The 13,104-nt window shown below is 60.9% G+C and carries 8 protein-coding genes and 1 other RNA gene; 8 read left to right on the top strand and 1 reads right to left on the bottom strand.

Annotated elements, in window-relative coordinates:
* Positions 1-123 precede the first annotated feature (123 nt).
* The 6 genes from AACY19_RS03010 to ffs all read left to right on the top strand — a co-directional run bounded on the left by AACY19_RS03010 (position 124) and on the right by ffs (position 9,284).
* Positions 124-783 (top strand): GntR family transcriptional regulator, encoded by a 660-nt coding sequence (locus AACY19_RS03010; RefSeq protein ID WP_339447775.1) that lies wholly within the window; start codon positions 124-126, stop codon positions 781-783.
* A 2-nt stretch (positions 784-785) separates the two neighbouring features.
* Positions 786-4,274 (top strand): chromosome segregation protein SMC, encoded by a 3,489-nt coding sequence (gene smc, locus AACY19_RS03005; protein WP_339447773.1) that lies wholly within the window; start codon positions 786-788, stop codon positions 4,272-4,274.
* Positions 4,275-4,499: 225 nt separating this feature from the next.
* Entirely contained in the window at positions 4,500-5,363 is an 864-nt protein-coding gene (zipA, locus tag AACY19_RS03000; protein ID WP_339447771.1) for a cell division protein ZipA, read from the top strand.
* Between the two features lie 86 nt (positions 5,364-5,449).
* Entirely contained in the window at positions 5,450-7,807 is a 2,358-nt protein-coding gene (gene ligA / locus AACY19_RS02995) for an NAD-dependent DNA ligase LigA (protein ID WP_339447769.1), read from the top strand.
* 82 nt (positions 7,808-7,889) lie between these two features.
* On the top strand, positions 7,890-9,053 hold the full coding sequence (locus AACY19_RS02990; RefSeq protein ID WP_339447767.1) for a zinc-binding metallopeptidase family protein: 1,164 nt from the start codon (positions 7,890-7,892) through the stop codon (positions 9,051-9,053).
* A 134-nt stretch (positions 9,054-9,187) separates the two neighbouring features.
* Positions 9,188-9,284: signal recognition particle sRNA small type (ffs, locus tag AACY19_RS02985), an RNA gene on the top strand.
* A 195-nt stretch (positions 9,285-9,479) separates the two neighbouring features.
* Here the strand turns inward: ffs and AACY19_RS02980 are convergent.
* Positions 9,480-10,229, bottom strand: coding sequence for a substrate-binding periplasmic protein (locus AACY19_RS02980; protein WP_339447765.1), 750 nt, complete (start codon positions 10,227-10,229; stop codon positions 9,480-9,482).
* Between the two features lie 145 nt (positions 10,230-10,374).
* Between AACY19_RS02980 and dnaX the strand changes: the two genes are divergently transcribed.
* Positions 10,375-12,477, top strand: a complete 2,103-nt coding sequence (gene dnaX, locus AACY19_RS02975; protein ID WP_339447763.1) for a DNA polymerase III subunit gamma/tau — start codon at positions 10,375-10,377, stop codon at positions 12,475-12,477.
* Between the two features lie 67 nt (positions 12,478-12,544).
* Positions 12,545-12,883, top strand: coding sequence for a YbaB/EbfC family nucleoid-associated protein (locus AACY19_RS02970; RefSeq protein WP_016984747.1), 339 nt, complete (start codon positions 12,545-12,547; stop codon positions 12,881-12,883).
* The last annotated feature ends 221 nt before the right edge of the window (positions 12,884-13,104 follow it).

Below are 13,104 nucleotides of genomic sequence, written 5' to 3'. Positions count from 1 at the left end.
ATCGGTCACCCTGCTTTTTTGCGGGAATCGTGCCAAAAACCGCTGAGTGGGCACTCCGCCATGAGCCCGCATTTGCGCTACACTGCGCCGCTTGTGCAGATCGATAGAGTTTGAAGGACAACCATGACGTTCAAGGCGCCGGACAGCCTCGCCGAGCAAATCGCTCACCACCTCGCCGAACGCATCATTCGTGGCGAAATGAAGCCGGGAGAGCGCATCCAGGAACAAAAGGTCACGCTGGCACTCAATGTCAGCCGCGGTTCGGTCCGCGAAGCCTTGCTGATCCTCGAACGCCGCCACCTGATCGCGATCCTGCCGCGTCGTGGCGCCCACGTCACCGAACTGACGCCGCACAAGGTGCAGAGCCTGTGCACGCTGATGAGCGAGTTGTACATCCTGCTCGGCAACTCGGTGGCTAACGGCTGGCAGATGCAGTCGGACATGGCGCCGTTCGTGCAGATCCAGCAGCGCCTGACCGCCAGCTACGAGCGTCAGGACATCCGCAGCTTCGTCGACGACAGCTTCGCCGTGATGCGCGCCGCCTATCCATTCGCCAACAACCCGTACCTGCAAGAGACCGTTGAGAACCTGCAGCCGGCCATGAGCCGCGCGTACTTCCTCGCCCTCGAACAGCGCAAGGCGGAAATGAGCGAGTTCCTCGAACTGTTCGAACGCCTGCTCGCCGCCGTGCTCGCCCGTGATTTGCCGCAGATCCGCATCGTGCTGACGGCCTACGCCCAGCGCAGCTGCGATCTGGTGGTCGCCGCGCTGACGGTTGCCTAAGCGTGCGGCTCAAGTGCATCAAACTGGCGGGATTCAAATCCTTCGTCGACCCGACCACGGTGAACTTCCCCAGTAACATGGCGGCGGTCGTCGGGCCGAACGGTTGCGGCAAGTCGAACATCATCGACGCCGTCCGCTGGGTGATGGGCGAGAGCTCGGCAAAAAACCTGCGTGGCGAGTCGATGACCGACGTCATCTTCAACGGCTCGACCAGCCGCAAACCGGTGAGTCAGGCCAGCATCGAGCTGGTCTTCGACAACTCCGACGGCACCTTGCTCGGCGAATACGCCGCCTACGCGGAAATCTCTATCCGCCGCAAAGTGACCCGCGACAGCCAGACCACTTATTATCTCAACGGCACCAAATGCCGGCGTCGCGACATTACCGATATCTTCCTCGGCACCGGTCTCGGCCCGCGCAGTTATTCGATCATCGAGCAGGGGATGATTTCCAAGCTGATCGAATCCAAACCGGAAGACCTGCGCAACTTCATCGAAGAAGCCGCCGGTATCTCCAAATACAAAGAGCGCCGCCGCGAGACCGAAAACCGCATCCGCCGCACCCACGAGAACCTCGCGCGTCTGACCGACCTGCGCGAAGAGCTGGAGCGTCAGCTCGAACGCTTGCACCGCCAGGCCGAGGCCGCCAGGAAGTATCAGGAATTCAAAGCCGAGGAGCGTCAGCTCAAGGCGCAACTGTCGGCCCTGCGCTGGCAGGATCTCAACGATCAGGTGGGCCAGCGCGAGTCGATCATCGGCACCCAGGAAATCAGTTTCGAAGCATTGGTCGCTGAACAGCGCAATGCCGATGCGGCCATCGAACGCTTGCGCGACGGGCACCATGATCTGTCCGAGCGCTTCAATCTGGTGCAGGGGCGCTTCTATTCGGTCGGCGGCGACATCGCTCGGGTCGAGCAGAGCATCCAGCACGGCCAGCAACGTCTGCGCCAGTTGCAGGACGACTTGAAAGAGGCCGAACGCGCACGTCTGGAAACCGAATCCCATCTGGGCCACGACCGCACGTTGCTGCTGACCCTCGGCGAAGAGCTGGACATGCTCACCCCCGAGCAGGAAGTCACCAGCGCTGCCGCCGAAGAAGCCGCCGCCGCGCTGGAAGATTCCGAAAGCGTCATGCACGGCTGGCAGGAGCAGTGGGACGCCTTCAACCTCACCGCCGCCGAGCCGCGTCGTCAGGCCGAAGTGCAGCAGTCGCGCATCCAGCAGCTGGAAACCAGCATGGAACGTCTCGCTGACCGGCAAAAGCGTCTGGGTGAGGAACGCGCGTTGCTCTCGGCTGATCCGGAAGACGCGGCGATCATGGAACTCAACGAGCAGCTCGCCGAGTCCGAAGCGACCCTCGAAGATTTGCAGACCAGTGAAGAAGCCCAGGTCGAAAAACTTGAGCAGCTGCGCCAGGAGCTGCAGCAAGCGCTGACCGCGCAGCAACAGGCCCAGGGCGATTTGCAACGCCTCAACGGCCGCCTGGCGTCCCTTGAAGCGTTGCAACAAGCTGCGCTCGATCCGGGCACCGGCACTGCCGAGTGGCTGAAGGAACACAACCTCGCCGAGCGTCCGCGTCTGGCCGAAGGGTTGAAGGTCGAGGCCGGGTGGGAACTGGCGGTGGAAACCGTGCTCGGCGCCGACCTGCAAGCGGTGTTGGTCGACGATTTCAGCGGCTTCGATTTGTCCGGATTCACCCAGGGCGATCTGCGCCTGCTCAGCCCGGCCAGCGATGGCGTGCGCATCGCGGGCAGTTTGCTCGACAAGGTTGACGCACAGATCGATCTGTCGCCATGGCTGGGTCAGGTCAAGCCGGTCGACAGCCTCGAGCAGGCCTTGGCTTTGCGCGGGCAATTGAGCGCTGGCGAGAGCCTGATCAGCCGCGACGGATACTGGGTCGGGCGGCACTTTTTACGTGTGCGACGCGCGAGCGAAGCGGAAAGCGGCATGCTCGCCCGGGGCCAGGAAATCGAAGCGCTGCACCTTGAGCGCGAAGAAAAGGAAGCCACGGTCGAGGCCATGGAAACCCGTTTGCAAACCCTGCGCGCGCAACAGCGTCAGCAGGAAAACGGCCGTGAGCACTTGCGTCGTTTGCTGCAGGACGAAGCGCGCCAGCAAGGCGAACTGAAAGCCCAGTTGTCCGCCGGCAAAGCCAAGGCCGAGCAACTGACGTTGCGTCGCACGCGTCTCGATGAAGAACTGGTCGAACTCGGCGAGCAACGCGAGCTGGAGCACGAACAAATCGGCGAAGCGCGCATGCAATTGCAGGAAGCGCTGGATGCGATGGCGCTGGACACTGAGCAGCGCGAGTTGCTGCTGGCCCAGCGTGACAGTCTGCGCGAACGCCTCGACCGTGTGCGGCAGGAGGCGCGGCAACACAAGGACCACGCCCATCAATTGGCCGTGCGTCTGGGCTCGTTGCGCGCGCAGCACGACTCCACGCGTCAGGCGCTCGAGCGTCTGCAAATGCAGGCCGAGCGCCTGACCGAAAAGCGCGAACAGTTGAGTCTGAATCTGGAGGAGGGCGAAGCGCCGCTGGAAGAGCTGCGCCTGAAACTCGAAGAGTTGCTCGACAAGCGCATGACCGTTGACGAAGAACTCAAGACCGCGCAGATCGCTTTGGAAGACGCCGACCGTGAACTGCGCGATGCAGAAAAACGCCGGACCCAGGCTGAACAGCAATCGCAGTTGATTCGTGGCCAGCTCGAACAGCAGCGTATGGAATGGCAAGCGCTGACGGTGCGACGCAAGGCTTTGCAGGATCAATTGCTGGAAGACGGCTACGATCTCAACGGCGTCCTTGCGACATTGACCGCACAAGCCAGTGAACGCGAAGCCGAAGAAGAACTCGAACGCATCAATGCGCGGATTCAGCGCCTGGGCGCGATCAACCTCGCGGCCATCGACGAATACACGCAACAGTCCGAGCGTAAACGTTATCTGGATGCCCAGGACGCCGATCTGGTTGAAGCGCTGGAGACCCTCGAGAACGTTATCCGCAAGATCGACAAGGAAACCCGTAACCGTTTCAAAGATACCTTTGATCAGATCAACGGCGGTTTACAGGCACTTTTTCCAAAAGTTTTCGGTGGCGGGCGCGCGTATTTGGAACTGACGGGCGAAGATCTACTCGATACAGGGGTAACGATCATGGCGCAGCCGCCAGGGAAGAAGAACAGCACCATCCATTTGCTCTCAGGCGGGGAAAAAGCCCTGACCGCGCTGGCGCTGGTGTTTGCCATCTTCAAGTTGAACCCGGCGCCGTTCTGCATGCTAGATGAAGTTGACGCACCACTGGATGACGCTAACGTTGGACGCTACGCACGCTTGGTCAAAGAGATGTCGCAGACCGTGCAGTTCATCTATATCACCCACAACAAGATCGCCATGGAAATGGCCGAGCAGTTGATGGGCGTGACGATGCATGAACCGGGTTGCTCGCGACTGGTAGCCGTGGATGTCGAGGAGGCGATGGCGATGGTGGACGCCTAGCGGCGCAGCTGCAGGTTACAAGCTCCAAGCTGCAAGTGGACGGCTTGTGGCTTGGAGCTTAAAGCTTGTAGCTGCGAAGCCTTTGATCGTGCTAGTTTAATGTCAATTTTTCGTATACGTGGGCAAAACGCCTGTCAGAACATAGAGTTGGCGCCACGTTTTAAAGCGGTTTGCACAATGTAAACCCCTTATTTTTCAGCATTTTTTATAGAGGCACGGGATTACATGGAAATCGGTCTGCGCGAGTGGCTGATCGTCATCGGCATCATTGTGATAGCCGGTATTCTTTTCGATGGCTGGCGCCGTATGCGCGGCGGCAAGGGAAAACTGAAATTCCGTCTTGACCGAAGTCTGTCCAACCTGCCGGACGAGGACACCAGCGCGGAGCTGTTGGGCCCGGCCCGCGTGCTCGACACGCATAAAGAGCCACAGCTGGACGAACACGATCTGCCGTCGGTGAGCATGCCGGCCCGCGAAGCACGCGAGCCTCGCGAATCCGGTTCGAAACGTGGCAAGCGTGGCAGCAATGGCCCGGCTCAGGGCGACCTGAACCTCGACCTGGATCTGGACGGCGGCCCGAGCTTCAGCAGCCGTGACGGCGATTTCGTTGAAGATGCCAAGCCTTCGCCGGCGGTGGTCGACAAAGACCAGCCACAAGCGGAAGAAGTGTTGGTGATCAGTGTGATCTGCCGTGACGCTGCCGGCTTCAAAGGCCCGGCGCTGCTGCAGAACATTCTGGAAAGTGGTCTGCGTTTTGGCGAGATGGATATTTTCCACCGTCACGAAAGCATGGCCGGCAACGGTGAAGTGCTGTTCTCGATGGCCAATGCGGTCAAACCGGGGATCTTCGATCTGGACGACATTGACCATTTCAGCACCCCGGCGGTGAGCTTCTTCCTTGGCCTGCCAGGCCCGCGTCATCCGAAGCAAGCCTTCGACGTGATGGTGGCCGCAGCTCGCAAGCTGTCGCAGGAACTGAACGGCGAACTGAAAGATGACCAGCGCAGTGTTCTGACCGCGCAGACCATCGAGCACTACCGTCAGCGCATCGTTGAATTCGAACGTCGCGCCTTGACCCAGAAACGTTGATTGAAAAGATTGCCTCGGTATAAGAGGCAGTCGGCAATATAGATTGAGCAGCCTCGGCTGCTCTTTTGCTTTATGAGAGAACACCCATGACCGCCGCCAAAAACCGCATTCAAGAGCTGCGTGCTGAGCTCGATCAGCACAACTACCGTTACCACGTTCTCGACGAGCCGAGCATTCCGGACGCCGAGTACGACCGGTTGTTCCATGAGCTCAAGGCGCTGGAAGCGGCCAACCCGGAACTGATCACCAGCGACTCGCCGACCCAGCGGGTCGGCAGCGTGGCGCTCACCGCGTTCACCCAGGTGCGTCACGAAATGCCGATGCTCAGCCTCGGCAACGCCTTCGAAGAAACCGACATGCGCGAGTTTGATCGCCGCGTCACCGAAGGTCTGGATATCCCCGCCGGGGATCTGTTCGGCGGTGGCGCGGCAGTGGAATACAGCTGCGAACCGAAGCTCGATGGCCTGGCGGTCAGCCTGCGGTATGAGAACGGTGTATTGGTGCGCGGCGCCACACGCGGCGACGGTACTACCGGCGAAGACATCAGCGTCAACGTGCGCACCGTGCGCAACATCCCGCTGAAGCTGCACGGCGAAGGCTGGCCAGCGACCCTGGAAGTGCGCGGTGAAGTGTTCATGTCCAAAGCCGGTTTCGAGCGTCTCAACGCTTCGCAACTGGAAGTCGGTGGCAAGACTTTCGCCAATCCGCGCAACGCTGCCGCTGGCAGTTTGCGTCAGCTGGATTCGAAGATCACCGCCAACCGTCCGCTGGAATTCTGCTGCTATGGCATCGGTCAGGTCTCCCACGATATTTCCGACACCCACTTCGGCAACCTCAAGCAGTTGCAGAAGTGGGGCATGCCGATCAGCCACGAACTGAAACTGGCCAAAGGCATCGACGAATGCCTTGACTACTACCGAGACATCGGCGCCCGTCGTAACGATCTGGCTTATGAAATCGACGGCGTGGTGTTCAAGGTCAACAGCATTGCCGACCAGCGTGAGCTGGGTTTCCGCGCCCGCGAACCGCGCTGGGCAATCGCACATAAATTCCCGGCGATGGAAGAACTCACCGAATTGCTCGACGTGGAATTCCAGGTCGGTCGTACCGGTGCTGTCACGCCAGTCGCACGTCTGAAACCGGTCAAGGTGGCTGGCGTGACCGTCGCCAACGCAACGCTGCACAACATGGACGAAGTCGCGCGTCTGGGCTTGATGATCGGCGACACCGTGATCATCCGCCGTGCCGGTGACGTGATCCCGCAAGTGGTGCAAGTGGTCATGGACCGTCGCCCGGAAAACGCGCGCGCGGTGCAGATCCCCGAGAGCTGCCCGGTCTGCGGTTCCCACGTCGAGCGCACGCAACTGATCAAGCGCAGCAAGGGCAAGGAAACGGTCAGCGAAGGCGCGGTGTATCGCTGCGTCGGGCGCCTGGCCTGTGGCGCGCAACTGAAGCAGGCGATCATTCACTTCGTGTCGCGCCGGGCGATGGACATCGAAGGGCTGGGCGACAAGAGCGTCGAGCAGTTGGTTGATGAAGGTCTGGTCAGTTCGCCGGCCGATCTGTATGCGCTCAAGTTCGACGACATCGTCGATCTGGAAGGTTTCGCCGAGGTGTCGAGCAACAAGTTGCTGGCGGCCATCGAAGACAGCAAGAAGCCGGGGCTGGCGCGCTTCATCTACGCGCTGGGCATTCCCGATGTCGGCGAAGAGACGGCCAAGGTGCTGGCGCGCTCGCTGGGTTCGCTGGAGCGTGTGCAGCAAGCGCTGCCGCAAGTGCTGACCTACCTGCCGGATGTCGGGCTGGAAGTGGCGCACGAGATTCACAGCTTCTTTGAAGATGCACACAATCAGCAGGTGATTGCTGAGCTGTTGGGGCATGGTTTGCAGATTCAGGATCAGGGTGAGTTGGGGGCGGAGTTCGCGGCCAGCACCACGCTGGGTGGTTTCCTCGACAAGCTGCACATTCCTTCAGTTGGCCCCGGCGGCGCGCAGAAACTGGCGGACAAGTTTGGTTCGCTCGACGCGGTGATGAACGCTGATTGGCTCGACATGCGTCAGGCCTTGCCGGAAAAGCAGGCCAATTCGGTTCGCGAGTTTTTTGCTGTTCCAGAGAATCGGCAACTGGCGGAGGCATCGGAAAAGCAACTGCGCGATTTCGGCATGCACTGGCACAGCGAGAAGAAAGTCGTCGAAGGCTTGCCGCTGTCCGGCGAGACCTGGGTGCTGACCGGCAAGGTTGAGTTGATGAGCCGTGATGTGGCGAAAGAGCATCTGGAACGTCTGGGCGCGAAAGTCGCGGGTTCCGTCTCGGCAAAAACTCATTGCGTGGTCGCCGGTCCCGGCGCCGGTTCCAAACTGACCAAGGCCAATGAGCTGGGCGTGAAAGTGATGGACGAAGAAATCTTCATCGCCTTCCTCAAAACCCATGGCATCTCTGTCTGAACTGATCGTTCCCACGCAGAGCGTTGGAACGATCATCGCGCCAGAATGATCTAGTCTTGGCTAGCCCCAAGGAGAGATCGCCATGCACCGTTTTTTCGAGCAGCTCAGTTCTCGCATCATCGCGCCATTCTTGGGCGAATCTTCACGCAATAGCAAAGTCTGGCCGTGCCGCTGCGGCCAGTCGCTGTTCTTGCGCAACAGTCAGTGCCTGGCTTGCAACGCATTGCTTGGCTATCAGCCCGAAGAAAGTCGCCTGACGTCGCTGCAACCGGGGCCGTATGAGGGCACCTGGGCGCTGGATGCCGATCCGGAGGCCGGGCTGTTCCGTCGTTGCGCCAACCTCGACACCGCTGCCGCGTGCAACTGGCTGCTGCCGGCCAACGATCACGACAGCCTGTGTATCGCCTGCAGCCTCAATCGCACCATTCCCGACCTGTCCGTCCCGGAGAACCCCGAACGCTGGCGCAAGGTCGAAATCGCCAAGCGTCGGCTGGTGGCGCAACTGATCACCCTCGGCCTGCCCGTGATTGCGAAAACGGTCGATGAAGACACCGGTCTGGCGTTCGATTTCATCGGTGTCGACCTCGAAGGCAATGTACCAATGACCGGCCATGCCAACGGTCTGATCACCCTCGACATCAAAGAAGCCGACGACGTCCACCGCGAGCGGGTCAGGGCGCAAATGCACGAGCCGTATCGCACGCTGCTCGGGCATTTTCGGCATGAGGTCGGGCATTACTACTGGGATCGCTTGATCGCCAATGGCCCGTGGCTCGACTCATTTCGCAGCCTGTTCGGCGACGAGCGCGCCAGTTATACCGAGGCGCTCGACCGTCATTACCAGCAAGGTGCGCCGCTGGACTGGCCGCAGCACTACGTCAGCGCTTACGCCACCATGCATCCTTGGGAAGACTGGGCGGAAACCTGGGCGCATTACCTGCACATGATGGATGCGGTCGACACCGCCCTGGGTTTCGGCATGAGTGCGCGGGAAATGGATTTCGACTACCAGCCATTTCCGACCAGCACGCTGTACGACCCGGAGCATCCCGGTGGTGAGGCGTTCCTGTCATTCGTCAACGCGTGGATCGAGCTGGCCGGCATGCTCAATGAATTGTCACGCAGCATGGGGCAGCCGGATTTCTACCCGTTCGTACTGCCGGCGCCGGCGATTGCCAAGCTGCATTTCATTCATCTGGTGATCCAGCAGGCGGGTGGCAAAGCGGACGAGGTGCTGGCCCTGTAGGAGCTGTCGCAGGCTGCGATCTTTATGTCCTTGAACCCGTTCATATTTTTTATCTGGACGGAACGGTTGTAACTTCGTCTCAGATAGGTACAATGGCGCGGCTCGCCGACAGGCAAGCGTCGTTATGGTGACCCCATCGGTCCCCCCGCAACGATTACCCGTGAACCTGGTCAGAGCCGGAAGGCAGCAGCCACAGCGGGAACATTGTGTGCCGGGGTGTGGCTGGTGGGGTTGCCACCTTAACGAACAATCGAACGCTTCAGCCAGAACTGCATGGGTTTCGCCCACTGCGGTTTTTTTGTGCCTGCGATTCGGCCAGCGCCCTGAGTTAACTGTGGGAGCGAGCCTGCTCGCGAAGGCCTCAGACCTGCCAGAGATGAGTTGACTGAGACACCGCTTTCGCGAGCAGGCTCGCTCCCACAGGGGCTATGGGGTCGCTTCAGAGGACCCGGTGTAAAGCCGGATAATCTCATCAATCTCCCCCGACATTTTCATCCGCAGCAACGTGCGCAAGATTCGCTGCACCGGCACCCTCGGATCATTCCTCACATAGCAGCCGACCTTCTGCTCCTGCAACACCGCCACCCCTTGCAACTGCTTTTCAGGCATCAAGCGCTGGTTAAACCAGTCCAGCGTCCACTGATTGCTTACCGCATAGCGATAGCGCCCGGCCAGCAGTTTCTCCAGCACCTGTTCCTGATTGCGTGCGTCTTCGCGTTGCAGTCGGTCTGCATCGAACAGTGGTTGCAGAGTAGGGTAGGTGTAGCCAAGAACAGTGCCGACGGATTGGCGGGGCAGGTGCGCGGGGTCGGCGCGGGTGGGTTGGTCCTTGCGGCTTACCAGCAGGTCGCGCTGGAACAGCAGTGGCAGGCTCCAGATGTAATCACCGGACTGATTCGGCAACCACGACTGCGCGGCATAGCAGCGCACATCGATCTCGCCGTGCTCCATCGAGCTTTGCACGCGGGCGCGGGGCAGGACGCTAAATTCGGCCGGAGCGCCTACCTGCGTGGCCAGGCTGAGCATCAGGTCGTAGAGGATGCCCTGGGTCGGGCGGCCGCGTTCAAACTGCACCATCGGCATCGCCCAGCTGTCGGGCAGGGCGAAGCGCAGCGGTCGTTCAGATGACGCCACACTCAGGCTGATCCCCAGCAATGCCCCCACGGCCCACCGCATAATCGCTCCGGTAATTCCCCATCCTGAGCCGATAAAAGCCCCTGCTCATGCAGCTTAGCCAGAATTGAAGAGCACACCGGATGCAATTTTGCCCTTGCTCCGCTAGCATTAGCCGCTTCTGCTTCCTTCGCTGCGACGGTTTTCGATGAGTTATCAGGTTCTTGCACGTAAATGGCGTCCGCGCTCGTTCCGCGAAATGGTCGGCCAGACCCATGTGCTCAAGGCTCTGATCAATGCCTTGGACAGCCAGCGGCTGCACCACGCGTATTTGTTCACTGGTACGCGCGGGGTCGGTAAGACCACGATTGCGCGAATCATTGCCAAATGCCTGAACTGTGAAACAGGCATCACTTCCAGCCCCTGCGGCGAGTGCTCGGTGTGCCGTGAAATCGACGAGGGCCGCTTCGTCGACCTGATCGAGATCGACGCCGCGAGCCGGACCAAGGTCGAAGACACCCGCGAACTGCTCGACAACGTGCAGTACGCCCCAAGCCGTGGGCGCTTCAAGGTCTACCTGATCGACGAAGTGCACATGCTCTCCAGCCATTCCTTCAATGCGCTGCTGAAAACCCTCGAAGAGCCGCCGCCTTACGTCAAGTTCATCCTGGCGACCACTGATCCGCAGAAACTTCCGGCAACGATTCTGTCGCGCTGCCTGCAGTTCTCCCTGAAGAACATGACGCCGGAACGTGTGGTCGAGCATTTGACCCACGTTCTCAGCGCCGAAAACGTGCCGTTCGAAGACGATGCGCTGTGGCTGCTGGGTCGCGCCGCTGACGGTTCGATGCGTGACGCCATGAGCCTGACCGATCAGGCCATTGCCTTCGGTGAAGGCAAGGTCCTGGCCACCGATGTGCGGGCGATGCTCGGCACGCTCGATCACGGCCAGGTCTATGACGTGCTGCATGCGTTGATCGAAGGCGACGCCAAGGCGCTGCTCGAAGGCGTGCGTCACCTGGCCGAGCAAGGCCCGGACTGGAACGGCGTGCTCTCGGAAATTCTCAACGTGTTGCACCGTGTGGCCATCGCTCAGGCGTTGCCGGAAGGTGTCGACAACGGCCATGGCGACCGCGACCGCGTGTTGGCGCTGGCGCAGGCCTTGCCCGCCGAAGATGTGCAGTTCTATTACCAGATGGGCCTGATCGGTCGCCGTGACTTGCCGCTGGCACCGGACCCGCGCGGCGGCTTCGAAATGGTGTTGCTGCGGATGCTGGCCTTCCGTCCCGCCGACACCGCGGACGCCCCGAGGCAACCGCTAAAGCCAGTGGGGATCAGCCAGGCCACAGTTGATTCCGCAAACTCAGTGGCTGTCGCGCCCAAGCCTGCGCCGGTAGTCGCTGCGGCTGTTGCGCCGGCGCCGGTTGCAGCCCCTGCGGCGGCTCCCGAGCCTACCCCGGCTGCTCCGGTTGCTCCGGCTGCTACGGCTGCCGAGCCAGAGGTTGCGCCAGCCCCTGAGCCTGCGCCTGTCGTGGCTGAAGACGCCGTCGATCTGCCGTGGAACGATCCGGTAGAACCCGAGCCCGAGCCCGTGCAGCAACCGGCCGTCGAGCCAGTGCTGGAAACCGCTGGCGAGCAGCCCGAGTTGCCGCCGATGCCGCTGCCGACCCCGGACAGCGTTGTGCCGGATGCGCCGGAGTGGGCCGCCGCGCCGATTCCCGAGCCATCGGTCGCCGATGTCGATGCCGCCACACCGGGCATGGACCTGGACGACGAGCCGCCGCTGGATGAGGATTACATCGAGCCGGACATCGATTCGGCCTACAGCTACCTCGACGAACTGGCCAGCGAACACGCCGCCGAGCCCGCGCCAGAGCCCGAACCCGAACCTGCTGCCGCGCCGGCCACCGGTCTGGCCCTGCAATGGCTGGAACTGTTCCCGAAACTGCCGATTTCCGGCATGACCGGCAGCATTGCCGCCAACTGCACGTTGATTGCCGTCGACGGCGACCATTGGCTGATGCACCTCGATCCTGCGCACAGCGCACTGTTCAACGCCACGCAACAGCGTCGCCTGAACGATGCGTTGAACCAGTTCCACGGTCGCACGCTGACCCTGACCATCGAGCTGATCAAGCCCGAGCAGGAAACACCGGCCCAGGCCGCGTCCCGTCGCCGTGCCAACCGTCAGCGCGAAGCGGAAGAGTCGATCCACGGCGATCCGTTCATCCAGCAGATGGTTCAGCAGTTCGGCGCGGTGGTGCGACACGATACTATTGAACCTGTCGACGCCTTGGTCGCTCAGGGCTAATAACTGAAGGTGCCCGGTCTCGCAGGCCGGGCGCTGTTTTGATCCAAGTACTTTTGAGGTGATTACCATGATGAAAGGTGGCATGGCCGGCCTGATGAAGCAGGCGCAGCAGATGCAGGAAAAAATGGCCAAGATGCAGGAAGAACTGGCCAACGCCGAAGTCACCGGCAAGGCCGGCGGCGATATGGTCACCGTGGTGATGACCGGTCGTCATGACGTGAAAAGCGTCAGCATCGACCCAAGCCTGGTCGAAGGCATGAGCGAAGATGACAAGGAAATGCTGGAAGCGGTCATCGCCTCCGCCGTCAACGATGCTGTGCGCAAGATCGAAAAGAACAGCCAGGACAAAATGGGCAACATGACCGCCGGCATGAACCTGCCAGCGGGTATGAAACTGCCATTCTGATTCGCCGTCCGGCAGCAGATGAGCTACACAAAATGCCAGGCATTGCGCCTGGCATTTCTGTTTTTGGCTGGTGAATTTGCGTTGCAGATGCGGGCGCCTTCGCGAGCAAGCTCGCTCCCACAAAGGCATGCATTCCCCTGTGGGAGCGAGCCTGCTCGCGAATGAACTCACCTCGGTATAACTGAATAAACATCGAACGCGCAAAAGCCTCAACGGTCTGC

The sequence above is a fragment of the Pseudomonas sp. EA_5y_Pfl2_R50 genome (assembly GCF_963970475.1).
Lineage (GTDB): Bacteria > Pseudomonadota > Gammaproteobacteria > Pseudomonadales > Pseudomonadaceae > Aquipseudomonas.
This window is presented reverse-complemented; position numbering and strand designations above follow the sequence as displayed.

Bases quoted from the DNA above. Each gene is read 5' to 3' on its own strand.
- AACY19_RS03010 (WP_339447775.1), top strand. From the start codon at position 124: ATGACGTTCAAGGCGCCGGACAGCCTCGCCGAGCAAATCGCTCACCAC.
- zipA (WP_339447771.1), top strand. From the start codon at position 4,500: ATGGAAATCGGTCTGCGCGAGTGGCTGATCGTCATCGGCATCATTGTG.
- ligA (WP_339447769.1), top strand. From the start codon at position 5,450: ATGACCGCCGCCAAAAACCGCATTCAAGAGCTGCGTGCTGAGCTCGAT.
- AACY19_RS02990 (WP_339447767.1), top strand. From the start codon at position 7,890: ATGCACCGTTTTTTCGAGCAGCTCAGTTCTCGCATCATCGCGCCATTC.
- AACY19_RS02980 (WP_339447765.1), bottom strand. From the start codon at position 10,229: ATGCGGTGGGCCGTGGGGGCATTGCTGGGGATCAGCCTGAGTGTGGCG.
- dnaX (WP_339447763.1), top strand. From the start codon at position 10,375: ATGAGTTATCAGGTTCTTGCACGTAAATGGCGTCCGCGCTCGTTCCGC.
- AACY19_RS02970 (WP_016984747.1), top strand. From the start codon at position 12,545: ATGATGAAAGGTGGCATGGCCGGCCTGATGAAGCAGGCGCAGCAGATG.